Annotated in this window: 15 protein-coding genes; 12 read left to right on the top strand and 3 right to left on the bottom strand. The window is 67.3% G+C overall.

What is annotated here, in order from left to right:
- Window positions 1–60: 60 nt before the first annotated feature.
- From QC826_RS28690 to QC826_RS28640, 11 genes are all read left to right on the top strand, one after another.
- A complete protein-coding gene (locus QC826_RS28690; protein WP_279763459.1) occupies window positions 61–969 on the top strand; it encodes a LysR family transcriptional regulator in 909 nt (302 codons plus the stop codon).
- Window positions 970–1,118: 149 nt separating this feature from the next.
- A complete protein-coding gene (locus QC826_RS28685) occupies window positions 1,119–1,325 on the top strand; it encodes a hypothetical protein (protein WP_279763458.1) in 207 nt (68 codons plus the stop codon).
- A gap of 146 nt (window positions 1,326–1,471) precedes the next feature.
- Window positions 1,472–2,650 carry an acetyl-CoA C-acetyltransferase gene (locus QC826_RS28680; RefSeq protein WP_279763457.1) on the top strand — a complete coding sequence of 393 codons (1,179 nt, stop codon included), beginning with the start codon at window positions 1,472–1,474 and terminating at the stop codon, window positions 2,648–2,650.
- Window positions 2,651–2,771: 121 nt separating this feature from the next.
- The gene (phbB, locus tag QC826_RS28675; protein ID WP_279763456.1) at window positions 2,772–3,512 is read left to right on the top strand and encodes an acetoacetyl-CoA reductase; all 741 of its coding nucleotides are present in this window, start codon (window positions 2,772–2,774) and stop codon (window positions 3,510–3,512) included.
- Window positions 3,513–3,659: 147 nt separating this feature from the next.
- Window positions 3,660–4,001 (top strand): type II toxin-antitoxin system RelE/ParE family toxin, encoded by a 342-nt coding sequence (locus QC826_RS28670; protein WP_279763455.1) that lies wholly within the window; start codon window positions 3,660–3,662, stop codon window positions 3,999–4,001.
- A complete protein-coding gene (locus QC826_RS28665; protein ID WP_279763454.1) occupies window positions 3,976–4,347 on the top strand; it encodes a DNA-binding protein in 372 nt (123 codons plus the stop codon). Before QC826_RS28670 ends, QC826_RS28665 begins: the two co-directional genes overlap by 26 nt.
- 195 nt (window positions 4,348–4,542) lie before the next feature.
- Window positions 4,543–7,617, top strand: a complete 3,075-nt coding sequence (locus QC826_RS28660) for a TIM-barrel domain-containing protein (protein ID WP_279763453.1) — start codon at window positions 4,543–4,545, stop codon at window positions 7,615–7,617.
- Complete coding sequence (locus tag QC826_RS28655) at window positions 7,605–7,916, top strand: NPCBM/NEW2 domain-containing protein (RefSeq protein WP_279763452.1); 312 nt, start codon at window positions 7,605–7,607, stop codon at window positions 7,914–7,916. The genes QC826_RS28660 and QC826_RS28655 overlap by 13 nt, the downstream gene beginning before the upstream one ends.
- An 89-nt stretch (window positions 7,917–8,005) precedes the next feature.
- Window positions 8,006–8,968, top strand: coding sequence for a prolyl aminopeptidase (gene pip / locus QC826_RS28650; protein ID WP_279763451.1), 963 nt, complete (start codon window positions 8,006–8,008; stop codon window positions 8,966–8,968).
- 136 nt (window positions 8,969–9,104) lie between these two features.
- Window positions 9,105–9,548 (top strand): DUF2721 domain-containing protein, encoded by a 444-nt coding sequence (locus tag QC826_RS28645; RefSeq protein WP_279763450.1) that lies wholly within the window; start codon window positions 9,105–9,107, stop codon window positions 9,546–9,548.
- A gap of 51 nt (window positions 9,549–9,599) precedes the next feature.
- Window positions 9,600–10,052: a hypothetical protein gene (locus QC826_RS28640; protein ID WP_093385569.1), complete on the top strand. Its 453-nt coding sequence runs from the start codon at window positions 9,600–9,602 to the stop codon at window positions 10,050–10,052.
- A gap of 21 nt (window positions 10,053–10,073) precedes the next feature.
- On the opposite strand, the gene QC826_RS28635 is transcribed toward QC826_RS28640, so the two are convergent.
- Window positions 10,074–10,643, bottom strand: coding sequence for an SRPBCC family protein (locus tag QC826_RS28635; RefSeq protein ID WP_313872823.1), 570 nt, complete (start codon window positions 10,641–10,643; stop codon window positions 10,074–10,076).
- Window positions 10,644–10,794: 151 nt separating this feature from the next.
- Here QC826_RS28635 and QC826_RS28630 point away from each other — a divergent pair, with 151 nt between their 5' ends.
- The gene (locus QC826_RS28630; protein ID WP_279763449.1) at window positions 10,795–12,846 is read left to right on the top strand and encodes an NADPH-dependent 2,4-dienoyl-CoA reductase; all 2,052 of its coding nucleotides are present in this window, start codon (window positions 10,795–10,797) and stop codon (window positions 12,844–12,846) included.
- A gap of 108 nt (window positions 12,847–12,954) precedes the next feature.
- Here QC826_RS28630 and ybaL read toward each other — a convergent pair whose 3' ends face one another.
- Window positions 12,955–14,673: a YbaL family putative K(+) efflux transporter gene (ybaL, locus tag QC826_RS28625; protein WP_279763448.1), complete on the bottom strand. Its 1,719-nt coding sequence runs from the start codon at window positions 14,671–14,673 to the stop codon at window positions 12,955–12,957.
- Window positions 14,674–14,872: 199 nt separating this feature from the next.
- Window positions 14,873–15,994, bottom strand: a complete 1,122-nt coding sequence (locus tag QC826_RS28620) for a beta-ketoacyl-ACP synthase III (RefSeq protein WP_279763447.1) — start codon at window positions 15,992–15,994, stop codon at window positions 14,873–14,875.
- Window positions 15,995–16,240 lie beyond the last annotated feature (246 nt).

Raw genomic sequence — 16,240 nt, 5'->3', positions numbered from 1 at the left:
GATTTATAATCAAAACGAAAGATTTTGCGACTTAACATGAAAAGAATTCATACATAACCCATGCTAGAGATTCGCCATCTACGCACCCTGAGCGCGCTGCGCTCGGCCGGCAGCCTGGTGCGGGCCGCGCAACTCCTCAACCTGACCCAGTCGGCCCTGTCGCATCAAATCAAGTTGCTGGAGGATCGCTACGGCGGGCCGCTATTTGAGCGCAAATCGGTGCCGATCGGCTTCACCGCCACCGGTTCCCGCCTGCTCAAGCTGGCCGACCTGCTGTTGCCCGAGATCGAGCAATGCGAGCGCGAGGTGTCGCGCCTGTCGCAGGGCGACCAGGGCCAGTTGCGCGTCGCCTTGGAGTGCCACACCTGTTTCGATTGGTTGATGCCGGTGATGGACGAGTTCCGCCGCCGCTGGCCGGAGGTGGAGATCGACCTGGTGTCGGGCTTCCACAGCGAGCCGGCCGAGCTGCTGCGCAGCGGCGAGGCCGACCTGGTGATCGGCTCGCCCTACGGCCCGGACTTCGCCACCTTCCCCCTGTTCCGCTTCGAGATTTTGGTGGTGATGGCGCAGAAGCACCGCCTGCAGGCCTTGCGCCGGCTGGCCGCCAGCGACTTCGAGGGCGAGACCCTGATCACCTACCCGGTGCCGGAGGCGCGCATCGATCTGATCCGCGAGGTGCTGCGCCCGGCCGGCGTGCAGTTCGAGCGGCGCAGCGCCGAGCTGACGGTGGCCATCCTGCAGCTGGTGGCGAGCCGGCGCGGCGTCGCCGCGCTGCCCAACTGGGCCATCAAGAACTATGTCGACTACGACTACGTGGTGGCGCGGCCGGTCGGCGAGCAGGGGCTGTGGAGCGATTTGTTCGTTTCCGTGCCGCCGGCGCTGCAGCAGAAGGCCTACGTGCTGGACTTCGTCAACGTGATACGCGAGCAGTGCGCCGGCACCTTGGATGGTATCAAATTATTATCGTGACTTTTTGTCACTGTTTATTCAGAATGCAAGCAATGGTTTGATTTTGATCAACACCAAACGGGATGGCGGCCCTTAGCATGGGTGGCTGTGTGGTGAGAACGACACGGTTTGAACGGCAGGGCAATTCAATCAATATGATAAGGACCGCCATGTTTATTCTTTCGGAACAATTCGCGATCGCCGGACGGGCCCTGTACGAGGCGCAACTGGCGAGTTTCCACGCTCTCGCCGAGGCCGCCTTCGACAACAGCCTGGCCCAGGTCGAGCGCAATGTGGACGCTTTCCGCAGCTCGCTGGCCGAAAGCACCGTCGCCACCCGCGAGTTGCTGCTCGCCCAACAGGCGGGCTTGCCTTAGTTTTCCCAGAAACCGCCCGCGTACGCGCGGCGGAAGCGTATGATAAAAACCAGGAACGTCCTCGCGAATGAGGCTGGCACTGGCACTGGCTGTGGAGCAATATTGGCGGGACCGATTGTGGCTTAACCTTCGTATTGGAGATATAAATGGATGAGGTAGTTATTGTGGCCGCCGGCCGCACTGCGGTTGGCAAGTTTGGTGGTAGCCTGGCCAAGATTCCGGCGTCCGAGCTGGGCGCCCACGTCATCAAGGGTCTGCTGGCGCAGACCGGCATCGATCCCAACCTGATCAGCGAAGCCATCCTCGGCCAAGTGCTGACCGCCGCCGTCGGCCAGAATCCGGCGCGCCAGGCCGTCATCAAGGCGGGCCTGCCGAGCGGCATCCCGGCCTACACCATCAACAAGGTCTGCGGCAGCGGCCTGAAGGCCACCCATCTGGCGGCCCAGGCGATCAAATGCGGCGACGCCAACATCATCATCGCCGGCGGCCAGGAAAACATGAGCGCCGCGCCGCACGCCCTGAACGGCTCGCGCGACGGCTTCCGCATGGGCGACGCCAAGATGGTCGACACCATGATCGTCGACGGCCTGTGGGACGTCTACAACCAGTACCACATGGGCGTCACCGCCGAGAACGTCGCGAAGAAATACGAGATCTCGCGCACCGAGCAGGACGAGTTCGCGCTGCAATCGCAGCTGAAGGCGGAAGCGGCGCAAAAGGCCGGCAAGTTCAAGGACGAGATCCTGCCGCTGGAGATCGTGCAGAAGAAGGGCAACATCGTCTTCGACAACGACGAATACGTTAAAACCGGCTCGACCATCGAGTCGCTGTCGTCGCTGCGTCCGGCCTTCGACAAGGCCGGCAGCGTCACCGCCGGCAACGCCTCGGGCATCAACGACGGCGCCGCCGCCGTCATCATGATGTCGGCCAAGCAGGCCAAGGAGCTGGGCCTGACCCCGCTGGCCCGCGTCAAGGCCTACGCCTCGTCCGGCATCGACCCGACCATCATGGGCATGGGCCCCGTCTCGGCCTCGCGCCTGTGCCTGAAAAAGGCCGGCTGGACCCCGGACGACCTGGACCTGATGGAGATCAACGAGGCCTTCGCCGCCCAGGCCATCGCCGTCAACAAGGAGATGGGCTGGGATACCAGCAAGATCAACGTCAATGGCGGCGCGATCGCCATCGGCCACCCGATCGGCGCGTCCGGCGCCCGCATCCTGGTGACCCTGCTGCACGAGATGGTGCGGCGCGACGCCAAGAAGGGCCTGGCCTCGCTGTGCATCGGCGGCGGCATGGGCGTGGCGCTGGCCATCGAGCGCGCGTAAGCAATACGGCGGGCGGCGGCCGGCCCCTCCGGTCCGGCCGCCGCCCGCCGGCAAGGTTCTGCAAGGTGTCGATTGAGTACCATTTTCTTATTGGCTGTTGAACAACTGAGGGGACATAAAAATGGCAAGAGTTGCATTGGTAACCGGTGGCATGGGCGGTCTGGGCGAGGCGGTGTGTTTCAAGCTGGCCGCACTGGGCTATAACGTGGTCACGACGTATTCCCCTGGCAATCAAAAAGTAGAATCCTGGCTGGCGACCACGCGCGACCAGGGCTACAACTTCCGCGCCTATCCTTGCGATGTGGCCGACTACGATTCGGCCCAGGCCTGCGTGGCGGCGATCGAGAAGGACATCGGCCCGATCGATGTGCTGGTCAACAACGCCGGCATCACGCGCGACATGACCTTCAAGAAGATGGACAAGCCGAACTGGGACGCCGTCATGGCCACCAACCTGGACTCCGTCTTCAACATGACCAAACCGGTCTGCGACGGCATGGTCGAGCGCGGCTGGGGCCGCATCATCAACATCTCGTCGGTCAACGGCCAGAAGGGCGCCTTCGGCCAGACCAACTATTCGGCCGCCAAGGCCGGCATGCACGGCTTCACCAAGGCGCTGGCGCTGGAAGTGGCGCGCAAGGGCGTGACCGTCAACACCATCTCGCCGGGCTACATCGGCACCAAGATGGTGATGGAGATCCCGCAGGAAGTGCTCGACACGAAGATCATCCCGCAGATTCCGATGGCCCGCCTGGGCAAGCCGGAGGAAGTGGCCGGCCTGGTGGCCTACCTGTCGTCGGACGAGGCGGCCTTCGTCACCGGCGCCAACATCGCCATCAACGGCGGCCAGCACATGTCCTAAACGCCGCAGCCGTGCCGGGCGACCGGCACGCGCGCCATGGCGAAAAATGCCGCCCGGTTGAGCAAACCGGGCGGCATTTTGTTTTTGGCCCAGGCCGCCAACCTTCCGACATCCAGACTTCTTGCAAAATTTCGCTTATAAGCTAATATGCAAAAAATCGTCCACTACTTGGGTGTGAATGGCCAAGACCATTATCAAGACTGGTTGGACGCCCTACGGGACAGGCAGGCAAAAGTTGCCATCATTCGGAGAGTTGCCCGATTGGGGGCCGGTCTGCCCGGGGACCGAAAGTCTGTTCGCGGTGGCATCCAAGAACTGCGCATCGATGTTGGCGGTGGTTACAGGGTCTACTACGCTCATGTTGAGAAAACGCTGATTTTGCTGGCCTGTGGTGGCAACAAGAGCACACAAGATCGCGATGTGGACTTGGCGATAAGTATGTTGCAGGACTGGAAAAAAAGACATGGAAAAAACACACCGATCTCATGACGAGGCAAGCACTGAAATGTTCCGGCGCGACCCCGCGCTTGCTGCCGAGTATCTCAATGACGTGCTTGCCAGCGGCGACGAGGTGGATATCATGCTGGCGCTGAGAAGTCTGAGCAGTGCATTTGGTGGAGTGCAGGAAATCGCCAGACTCGCCGAAGCCAATCCCAACACGATGTACCGCACGATGTCAAAACGTGGAAATCCTTCATTGAGGACCTTGCGCGCGATCTTGGGGGCGATGGGTCTGCGGCTCGCCGTCCAGCCAATGAGCGGGCACCCCGCCGTCGACGGCGATGCGCCCCGGGACGACGGCGCCATCGATAGCGCGGAATTGACGGAAGGTTAACAATAGGGGTTTGATATAGTGGCAACGATTTCTCTGCCGGAAGCCGGTTCGCTCGCCCGTCCTGCTGGTCGGCGTCGCCGCAGAAATGCCGCCGCCCGGCAACCCGCCGGAACTACCGCCATCCCGCACTGCAACTAGCCATTTCCGGCAAGCTTGTGTACATTGCAAGCCACCCACACTAGACCGGACCGATCCATGCTGCCTGTGTTCCGCAAGACCCTGCTCGCCAGCGCCGCGCTGCTGGCGCTGGCCTCCACCGTTCCGGCCCCGGCGAGCGCCGCCCCGGTCGGCAACCTGAGCCGGGTCGGCAGCCAGCCCGGTGCCGTCGAGCTGGGCACCGACCGTGGCGTCACCGTGCGCGTCGAGCTGCTGCGGCCGGACGTGTTCCGCATCTGGGCCGGCCCGGCCGGCAAGCTGAGCGGCTCCGGCGACAAGGCCGCGCCCATCGTCCTCAAGACCGACTACCCGGCGCCGGAATTCACCCTGGCCGACCAGGGCGACCACCAGCTGATCCGCACCTCGGCGCTGACGCTGCGCGTCTACAAGAAGCCGCTGCGCTTCGCCCTCTACCAGGCCGACAACGCCACCCTGGTGTGGCAGGAGCAGCAGCCGCTCGAACTGTCGGCCGAGGGCAGCTTCCAGACCCTGTCCACCGGCGCGGCCGAGCACTTCTTCGGCGGCGGCCAGCAGAACGGCGCCTTCGACTTCAAGGGCAAGTCGCTCGAGGTGTCGTATTCGGGCGGCTGGGAGGAGGGCGACCGCCCCAGCCCGGCGCCGTTCTACATGAGCAGCCGTGGCTACGGCGTGCTGCGCAACACCTGGAGCAACGGCAGCTACGACTTCCGCTCCGACGAGTTCATCACCGCCAGTCACCGCGAGCACCGCTTCGACGCCTACTACTTCGCCGGCGGCAGCATCCAGTCGGTGCTGGCCGCCTACACCGAGTTGACCGGCCGCGCCGCGCTGTTGCCGCGCTGGGCCTACGAATACGGCGACGCCGACTGCTACAACGACCAGGACAACGCCCGCAAACCCGGCACCGTGCCGCGCGGCTGGCGCGACGGCCCGAGCGGCAGCACGCCGGACGTGGTCGAGTCGGTGGCGGCGCAGTACCGCGCCCACGACATGCCGGGCGGCTGGATCCTGCCCAACGACGGCTACGGCTGCGGCTACACCGACCTGCCCAAGGTGGTCGAGGGCCTGAAAAAGCACGGCTTCCGCACCGGCCTGTGGACCGAGAACGGCGTCGACAAGATCAAGTGGGAGGTCGGCAGCGCCGGCACGCGCGCGCAGAAGCTGGACGTGGCCTGGACCGGCCAGGGCTACCAGTTCGCGCTGGACGCCAACCAGGCCGCCGCCCAGGGCATCCTCGACAACTCGGATGCCCGCCCCTTCCTGTGGACTGTGATGGGTTGGGCCGGCATGCAGCGCTACGCCGTCACCTGGACCGGCGACCAGAGCGGCAGCTGGGACTACATCCGCTGGCACATCCCGACCTTGATCGGCTCCGGCCTGTCCGGCCAGGCCTACGCCACCGGCGACGTCGACGGCATCTTCGGCGGCAGCCCCGAGACCTTCACCCGCGACCTGCAGTGGAAGGCCTTCACGCCGGTGTTGATGGGCATGTCCGGCTGGTCCAAGGCCGAGCGCAAGCATCCGTGGTGGTTCGACGAGCCCTACCGCAGCATCAACCGCGACTATCTGAAGCTGAAGATGCGCCTGATGCCCTATATGTACACCTATGCCCGCCAGGCCGAGCAAAGCGGCGCGCCCATCGTGCGCGGCCTGATGTGGGACCACCCGAACGACCCGCACGCCAACGACGAGAGCCACAAATACCAGTTCTTCCTGGGCCGCGACTTCCTCGTCGCGCCGGTCTACCGCAGCCAGGCCGCCAGCAAGGGCTGGCGCAACAACGTCTATCTGCCGCAGGGCCGGTGGATCGACTACTGGGACGGCCGCGTCGTCGATGCCGGCGCCGCCGGCCAGCTGCTCGACTACCCGGTCACGCTGGAGCGCCTGCCGGTGCTGGTGCGCGCCGGCGCCATCATCCCCATGTACCCGAGCGCCTTGTACGACGGCCAGGTGGCCAAGGACGTGCTGACGCTGGACATCTACCCGCACGGCGACTCCTCCTTCATGCTCTACGAGGACGACGGCGAAACGCGGCGCTACCAACAGGGCGCCCACAGCAGCCAAGAGATCAGCGTGCGCGCGCCGACCGGCCAGGCCGGCGACATCGCCGTCGACATCGGCGCCGTGCGCGGCGAGTACGCCGGCCAGGAGGCGCGCCGCGCGTTGCGCCTGCAGCTGCACACCCGCGCCAAACCGCGCGCCGTGGCGCTGGACGGCGCCGCGCTGGCCGAGCGGGCCACGCTGGAGCAGTTCGAGCAGGGCGGCGCCGGCTGGATCTACGACGCCGCCGCCAAATTCGGCACGGTGCTGGTCAAGACGGCCCCGCGCGACATCCGCCAGGCCGCCCGGCTGGCGCTGCACATCGACGCCGGCGCCGCGCTGGCGCAAACGCCGGCCTTTGGCCGCGCCCCGGATCCGGGCAACGCCGTCTCGGCCGACAGCCTGATGGTGCTGGGCCGTCCCGCCGAGGAGCCCGGCCACCCGCTGGAGAACGCCTTCGACGACAAGCCCGACACCTGGTTCCGCACCGTGCGCGACCAGTCGATCAAGACCGGCGCCCACGAGTTCTCGCTGGCGCTGGGCGAGCGCCGCATGGTCGGCGGCTTCGAGATCGCGCCGCGCAACGACCAGCACTGGAAGAGCGGCCAGGTGCGCGACTTCGAGGTCTACCTGGCCGACCGCAACGGCGAGTGGGGCGCGCCGGTGCACAGCGGCCGGCTGGCGCTGAGCCAGGGCAAACAGAAGGTCGAGTTCGCGCCGCACGCCGGCAGCCTGCTGCGCTTCCGCGTGCTCAGCACCCAGGAGCAGGCCGAGGACGAGGCGGTGCAGGACCCGATGGTGACGGCCTCGAGCGGCAATCCGAACGAGGCCGCCGGCGCCAAGCCGGCGCGCGCCTTCAACGCCTTTCTGCCGGCGCAGGTGAACCCGGTGAGCATCTCCGAGTTCCGCGTGCTGGAGGCGCCGCTGCCGACCCGGCCGGCGCGCCAGCTCTACCTGTCCGACGCCGCGCCCGACGCCGCCAGCAACAGCGCCGGGCCGGTGGCCAGGGACCAGGCCGGCGGCGCCGGCGCCAAGGGCCGGCCGCTGCAAATGAACGGCCTGAAGTTCCGCAAGGGCTCGGCGTGGCGGCCGTGAGCCGGCTCGACTACCGCCTGCGCGGCGACTGGCAGCTGTTCCGCGCCGACGTCGGCATCGACGACAGCTGCCGCCAGGCCGGCGGCCTGCAGTTCCAGGTGTGGGGCGACGACAAGCTGCTGTTCGACAGCGGCCTGCTCGCCGCCCCGGCCGTGGTCAAGCCGGAGCTGGACGTGCGCGGCATCGCCCTGCTCAGCCTGCGCACCCTGGGCGCCGGCGGCAAGGACGCCGCCAAGGTCTGCGCCAACTGGGCCAACGCCAGCCTGATCGGCTTCAGCGGCGACCGGGCCGGCAAGTAGCTTGGAACAGGGGCCGGCGCCGCAACATGGCGCCGTTCCCGCCGCCGCGCGGCTCTAGTACAATCAAGCCTTCACCGCAAAGGATAGCCATGTTCGACCCCACCTCGCCGCTGTTCCCGCCCGTCCAACCGACCCGGCAAGGCATGCTGGCGGTCGACGACCTGCACACCATCTACTGGGAGGAGGTCGGCAATCCGGCCGGCGTGCCCGTGCTGTTCCTGCACGGCGGCCCCGGCGCCGGCCTGTCGCCGCAGCACCGCCGCTTCTTCGACCCCAAGCACTACCGCGTGGTGCTGTTCGACCAGCGCGGCGCCGGCAAGTCGACCCCGCTGGGCGAGTGCCGCAACAACAACACCCAGCTGCTGGTCGAGGACATCGAGCGCCTGCGCGTCCTGTTCGGCATCGAGCAATGGCTGGTGTTCGGCGGCTCCTGGGGCTCGACGCTGGCGCTGGCCTACGGCCAGGCCCACCCCGCGCGCTGCCTCGGCTTCGTCCTGCGCGGCATCTTCCTCTGCACCCAGGCCGAGATCGACTGGTTCCTGCACGGCGTGCAGTGGTTCTACCCCGAGCTGTACGACGAGTTCGTCGCCCCCATCCCGCCCGAGCAGCGCGCCGGCCCGGCCCTGTTGCAGGCCTACGTCGAGCGCATCATGAGCGCCGACCCGGCGGTGCACTGGCCGGCGGTGCGCGCCTGGAGCCGCTTCGAGGGGCGCCGCGTGTTCCTGCTGCCGCAGGCCGAGGAGCAGCCCTGCGACGCCCTCGACCTGGGCGTCGGCCGCCTCGAGTCGCACTACATGGCCAACCTCGGCTTCTTCGACGACGACCAGCTGATCCGCGACATCGGCCGCATCGCCCACCTGCCGGCGGTGATCGTGCAGGGCCGCTACGACGTGATCTGCCCGCCGCTGTCGGCCCACCGCCTGCACCAGGCCTGGCCCGGCGCCCTGCTGACGATGGTGCCCGACGCCGGCCACGGCGCCATGGAGAAGGGCATTTCGCGCGCGCTGGTCGGCGCCACCGAGCAGTTCAAGCGCATGGGCCACTTCGAATGAGGCGCGGCAAAGCGGCGAATTGGCCGGCGCGCGGCGCGGGCTGCTACACTAACGCCTGATCTGCAACCAACAAACATCGAGCCAGCCCGTTAGCAGTCGAACAAGCGGCCAACCAGAGACCAGCAAAAAACCATTCATGAACATCCAGATCGGCGACGTCGGCCACATTATTCAACTGGCGATCGCGCCGGTATTCCTGTTGACCGGGGTGTGCACCAACTTGATGGTGCTGACCAACCGGCTGGCGCGCATCATCGACCGCTCGCGCGTGCTGGAGGACCGGCTCGACATCGGCTACAGCGACGTCTACCTGAACGAGCTCGACGTGTTGTACAGCCGCTCGCGGCTGATCAACATGTCGATCACCCAGTCGACCGCCTGCGGCCTGCTGATCTGCCTGGTCATCGCCATGCTGTTCCTGGGCGACATCCTCAACCTCGCCTTGGACAAGTATGTCGCCGGCATGTTCGTCGGCGCGATGCTGTGCCTGATCGCCAGCTTCGTGCTGCTGCTGCGCGAGATCGCCATCGCCTCGGCGGCGATGCGCTCGCACCGCCACGTGCGCCAACCGATAAAATAACACCGCAGGGCGGCGCCGCGCGCCGTCCTTCTCACCGAATTGAGTACCGATATGCACGATTACCAACGTCCCCCGACCCTGCACCGCTACGGCGTGCGCGAAGACCTGCAACTGGCGCTGACCGAAGGCCAGTTCATCCTGCGCCCGGCCTCCAACTGCCTGACCCTGAGCTTCTCCACCGTGTGGGAGCGCAAGCTGTTCGACCTGTTCTCGGCCGACAGCTGCCTGATCATCCACAACACCGAGGAATTCGGCGAGCGCCTGCACCGCGCCGTGCAGCGCACCCTGCCGAGCTGGGCGGGCATCGACGGCGTGGTCGAATACGGCACCCGCGCCGCGCTGGGCGCCACCTTCACCAAAACGGCCGCCGAGGCGCCCGAGCACGAGTGGCTGTTCGCCTGGCGCGCCATGCAGAGCAAGCTGAGTCTGAATCCGGTGCTGATCAAAATCGGCAGCCTGGAGAACTTCGCCGAACTGCGCGACCGCGACACCTACCTGGCCTGATCGGGCGGCGCCGCCGCGCGGCTAGTCGCGCTTGCCGTCGATGCGCGCCAGCACGGCCGCCATCATGCGCTCGATGTCGCCGCGGATGATCTTGATGCCGAGCAGGCCCGGCACATAGAAGTTGGGGATCAAGCGGCCGCTGTAGACCACCCGCGTGCCGCCCGTCTCGGGAATCGGCACCAGTTCCCAGTGCGACTCGTAGTGCTTCATGTCGCCCGACACCAGGGCGATGTCGATGGCCGTCATCGGCGTCTCGGTGGCGCGCACCACCAGGTGGATCGACTTGGACATGAACAGGAAGCGCGCCGTGCCGAACTGCTCGACGATCACCTCGTTGCCGTTGCGCGCCAGGACCTTGCAGGAGGCCAGGTCGGGCACGAACTCGCTCATTTTTTCGTAGCCGGTCAGTACCCGCCACACCGCCGCCGGCGACGCCGCCACGGTGCCCGTCGCGTCCACCTCGAACATGTGCAGCGCGTCGAGTTCCACCCGGATCACCGCCACCTCCAGCTTGGGCAATTCCGCCTTGCTCGTCTGCGCCATCACGGCGGGCGCCACGCCGATCATCAGGAACAGGAAGAGTCGCATCATATTTCCAGCGTAAGGGAAAGGGTGGCAGAATACAAGAGCGGCACGTAGCGGTTACAAAATAGCCTGGCGGCGGTTTAGAACCACGGGTCTAGAGATTTCGGTTGTAATGCGGGCATTCCCGGTCACCACGTCAACGACTCTAAAAACCATAATGACAACTTCTCGCTATCCCCACCTGCTGGCCCCCCTCGACCTCGGCTTCACCACGCTGCGCAACCGCGTCATCATGGGCTCGATGCACACCGGGCTGGAGGACCGCTTCTACAACTACGGCAAGCTGGCCGCCTTCTACCGCGAACGGGCGCGCGGCGGCGTCGGCCTGATCGTCACCGGCGGCATCTCGCCGAACCGCTCCGGCTGGCTGCTGCCGATGGGCGGCACGCTCAATTTCAAGGGCGACGTGTTCAACCACCGCCGCGTCACCAGCGCGGTGCACGAGGAGGGCGGCAAGATCCTCATGCAGATCCTGCACGCCGGCCGCTACGGCTACCAGCCCTTCGTCGTCTCCGCCTCCGCGAAGAAGTCGCCGATCTCGCCGTTCAAGCCGCGCGCGCTGAGCGAGGCCGGCATCCTGCAGACCATCCGCGACTACGCCCGCTGCGCCAAGCTGGCGCGCGACGCCGGCTACGACGGCATCGAGGTGATGGGCAGCGAGGGCTATCTGCTCAACCAGTTCCTCTGCGCCCGCACCAACCTGCGCACCGACCGCTGGGGCGGCAGCATCGAGAACCGCATGCGCCTGCCGGTGGAGATCGTCAAGGCCATCCGCGCCGCCGTCGGCGACGATTTCATCATCATGTACCGCCACTCGCTGCTCGACCTGGTCGACGGCGGCAACACCTGGGACGACGTGGTGGCGGTGGCCAAGGCGCTGCAGCACGCCGGCGTCAACATCCTCAACACCGGCTTCGGCTGGCACGAGGCGCGCGTGCCGACCATCGTCACCTCGGTGCCGCGCGGCGCCTTCGCCAGCGTGGCCGGCCGGCTGCGCCGCGAGGTCACCATCCCCGTGGTGGCGTCGAACCGCATCAACATGCCGCAGGAGGCCGAGGGCATCCTGCAGCGCGGCGAGGCCGACATGGTGTCGATGGCGCGGCCCTTCCTGGCCGACCCGCAGTTCGTCGTCAAGGCCGCCGAGGGGCGCGCCGACGAGATCAACACCTGCATCGGCTGCAACCAGGCCTGCCTCGACCACACCTTCGCCAACAAGCGCGCCAGCTGCCTGGTCAACCCGCGCGCCTGCCACGAGACCGAGCTGGTCTACGCCAAGAGCGCCAAGCCGCGCCGCGTCGCCGTGGTCGGCGCCGGCCCGGCCGGCCTGTCGGCGGCCACGGTGGCGGCCGAATGCGGCCACCGGGTCACGCTGTTCGATTCGAGCGACAGCATCGGCGGCCAGTTCAAGATCGCCATGCAGATCCCCGGCAAGGAGGAGTTCGCCGAGACCATCCGCTACTTCGGCCGCAAGCTCGAGCTGGTCGGCGTCGAGCTCAAACTGAACCAGCGCGTCACGCGCGAGCAGCTGCTGGCCGGCGGCTTCGACGAGGTGATCATCGCCACCGGCATCAAGGTGCGCCGGCCGCCGATCGAGGGCATCAACCATCCCAAGGTGCTGTCCTACATCGACGTGTTGCAGAACAAGGCGCCGGTCGGCAAGCGCGTCGCCATCATCGGCGCCGGCGGCATCGGCTTCGACGTCGCCGAATTCCTGCTGCACGACCCCAAGCACGCCCTGCCGCTGGCGCTGGACGTCTGGGCCAAGGAGTGGGGCGTCGACCTGAAGGCCGACACCTGCGGCGGCCTGGTGGCGCCGGCGCCGGCCGAGCCGGTGCGGCAGATCTACCTGATGCAGCGCAAGGCCTCGAAGCTGGGCGCCGGCCTGGGCAAGACTTCCGGCTGGGTGCACCGCGCCACGCTGGCGCGCAACGGCGTGGTGATGCTGGCCGGCGTGCAGTACCACAAGGTCGACGACCACGGCCTGCACGTCACCGTGGCCGGCGAGGAGCGCATGCTGGCGGTCGACAACGTGGTGGTCTGCGCCGGCCAGGACAGCCTGACCGAGTTGATGCCGAGCGAGGAGGAGGCCAAGGCCGAGCAGGCCAAGGGCGGCCCGCGCTTCCACAAGATCGGCGGCGCCGCGCTGGCGGCCGAGCTCGACGCCAAGCGCGCCATCAAGGAGGGCGCCGAGCTGGCCGCGCGGCTGTAGCGCGGCGGGCTGGCCGCCGCGAGGTCTTGACAGGCCACCCCAACGAGAACCGGGGTCTGACCCCGTACGGGGTCAGACCCCAGAAGACGCCAACGCTCGCCGCTTAGCTCAATGCTGTTGGGGCTTGGCGGCGACGCCGTCGAGCACCGACTGCGCCATGCCCTTGGCCAGCTCGTGCTCGCCGATGTAGATCTGGCCGGCGCGCTCGGCGCGCAGCAGCTCGGCCTCGGCCTCGTTGTGGGTGCGCACCACGGTGTGGATGTGCGGGTTGAGCGCGCGCGCCGTGGCGATCATGGCGCGCACGTCGAAGGTGTCCGGCGTGGCGATCACCAGCACGCTGGCGCGCGCCACGTGGGCCTGGATCAGCACCGCCGGCTCGCCGCCGTTGCCGGCCACGGCGGGGATGCCGTCCTTGCGCAGCTGGTCGACGATCTCGCGGTTCTGCTCGGCCACGACGAAGGCGATGCCGCGCTCGGTGAGCGTGCGGGCGATGCGCCGGCCGACCCGGCCGTAACCGACCAGCACCACCTGGCCGGCCAGCTTCTCCTGCGGCACCGAGGTCGGCAGCTCGGCCAGCGGGTCGGTGGAGCGGTCGAACTTGGCGGCCAGGCCGGCGTCCTTGCCGAGCCAGCGCTCGAGCGGCTTGGTGGCGCGGATCACCAGCGGGTTGAGGCCGATCGAGATGATGGCGCCGGCCAGGATCAGGCTCTGCCCCTCGGCCGGCATCAGGCCGAGCGACAGGCCGAGCGCCGCCAGGATGAAGGAGAACTCGCCGATCTGCGCCAGGCTGGCCGAGACCATCAGCGCCGTCTTGGCCGGGTAGCGCAGCAGCAGCACCAGCACGAAGGCGGCCAGCGATTTGCCGACCACGATGATGGCCACCACGGCGAGCAGCTTGAGCGGCTGCTCGAGCACGATGGACGGTTCGAACAGCATGCCGACCGAGACGAAGAACAGCACGGCGAAGGCGTCGCGCAGCGGCAGCGACTCCTCGGCGGCGCGGTGGCTCAGCTCCGACTCGCGCAGCACCATGCCGGCGAAGAAGGCGCCCAGCGCGAAGGAGACGCCGAACAAATGCGTCGACAGGAAGGCGATGCCGACGGCGGCGGCGACCACGCACAGGGTGAACAGCTCGCGCGAGCCGGTGCGTGCCACCTGCCACAAGATCCACGGGAACAGGCGGCGGCCGACCACCAGCATCAGCGCGATGAAGGCGCCGACCATGCCCAGCGTGGCGCCCAGCGTGCGCCACAGGCTCGGTTCGGCGGCGGCGCCGTGCGCCAGCTCCGGCGCCGTGCCGCCCAGCGAGACGGCGAACGGCGGCAGCAGCACCAGCACCAGCACCGTCACCAAGTCCTCGACCACCAGCCAGCCGACGGCGATGCGGCCGTTCAGCGTGTCGAGAATGCCGCGCTCCTCCAGCGCGCGCAGCAGCACCACCGTGCTGGCCACCGACAGCGCCAGGCCGAACACCAGCCCGCCGCCCAAACTCCAGCCCCAGAAGTGGGCCAGCGCCATGCCCAGCGCGGTGGCCACGGCGATCTGCAGCACCGCGCCGGGCAGGGCGATGCGGCGCACCTCCCACAGGTCGTCGAGCGAGAAGTGCAGGCCGACGCCGAACATCATCAACATCACGCCGATTTCGGCCAGCTGGCCGGCCAGCGCCGTGTCGGCGACGAAGCCGGGCGTGGCCGGGCCGATCAGGATGCCGGCCGCCAGGTAGCCGACCAGGGTCGGCAGCTTCAGGCGCGTGGCGATGAAGCCGAACAGGAGGCCGAAACCGAGGGCGGCGGCGATGGTGGTGATCAGGCTGATGTTGTGGGGCATGCGTGCGGGGCTCCTGCTGGAATGGATCGATAGCAGCAGCGTAGCACGATAGTGGCGGGGGGGCGCCGAGTTTGCCCGGTGCGCGGCGCGGCCGTGGGATGGCCTTGCCTACCCCACAGGCGAAGAGCAGGGGACGGACCCCGTGCGGGGTCCGTCCCCCGGTTTGCGCCCCGGGGTTGGGCGCAAGCCGGCGGCGCTTTTACAGCTTGCGCACCACCACGCAGCCGATCGAATAGCCGGCGCCGAAGGAGCAGATCACGCCGAGCGCGCCAGTTGGCAGGTCGGCGCTGTGCTTGTGGAAGGCGATGATGGAGCCGGCCGACGAGGTGTTGGCGTAGGTGTCGAGGATCACCGGCGCCTCGCCCGGCTCGGCGTCGCGGCCCAGCACCAGGCGGCTGATCAGCAGGTTCATGTTCAGGTTGGCCTGGTGCAGCCAGTAGCGGCTCACCTGCGCCACCTCCAGGCCGGCGCCGGCGATGGTGGTCTTGATCATCTCGGCGGCCATCGGGCAGACGTCCTTGAAGACGCGGCGGCCCTGCTGGCGGAACAGCTTGTCCGGCTGGCCGATGCCCGACTCGTCGAAGCGGTTGAGGAAGCCGAAGTTGTTGCGGATGTTGTTGGAGAAGCTGGTCTTGAGCTTGGTCTCGACGATCTCGAAGCGCTCCTTCGACACGGCGGCGTCGGCCGCCTCGATGACGATGGCGGTGCAGGCGTCGCCGAAGATGAAGTGGCTGTCGCGGTCGCGCCAGTTCAGGTGGCCGCTGGTGATCTCCGGATTGAGCACCAGCACGGCGCGCGCCTGGCCGCTCTGCACCGCGGCGACGGCGGTCTGGATGCCGAAGGTGGCCGAGGAGCAGGCCACGTTCATGTCGAAGCCGTAGCCGTCGATGCCCAGCGCGCCCTGCACCTCGACCGCCATGGCCGGGTAGCCGCGCTGCATATTGCTGCAGGCGACCAGCACCATGTCGATGTCGGCGGCGGTGCGGCCGGCGTTGGCCAGCGCCTCCTTGGCGGCGGCCACGCAGATCTCGGCCTGCAGCGACAGCTCGTCGTCGCCGCGCTCGGCAATGCGCGAGACCATGCGGCTCGGATCGAGGATGCCGGCCTTTTCCATCACATAGCGCGACTTGATGCCGGAGGCCTTCTCGATGAAGCCGACGCTGGACAGCTCCAGCGCGGTGACGCTGCCGGCGTCGATGGCGGCGGCGTTGTCGGCGTTGAACTGTTCGGCGTAGGCGTTGAAGCTGGCGACCAGTTCTTCGTTCGAGATCGATTGTGTCGGCGTGTAGAGGCCGGTTCCGCTGATGACGGCTTGTTTCATTGTTAAGCTTTCAGATTGAATAGTTGGCTGTCGCCATAATGGGGCAAATTCTACACAATGGCGGGCTATTGCTGCGTACTTTCTGATTTTTGGTTCTTTTTTGACCACTACCGGCGGACTCGGTTTTGGGGCTTCGGTCAAGGCGCCGGCGGCTCCCAAACCACCCAACGGCAGAGAGCCAGGGTCAGACCCTGAGGGTCTGACCCTAGGTTCGCGCCGCTGGGGTCTTCTCAATCTATCGTCACG

It is taken from the genome of Rugamonas sp. DEMB1 (assembly GCF_029834475.1).
GTDB classification, from domain to species: domain Bacteria; phylum Pseudomonadota; class Gammaproteobacteria; order Burkholderiales; family Burkholderiaceae_D; genus Rugamonas; species Rugamonas rubra.
Note: the sequence above shows the minus strand (reverse complement) of the source record. Positions and strands in the feature narration are given on the sequence as shown.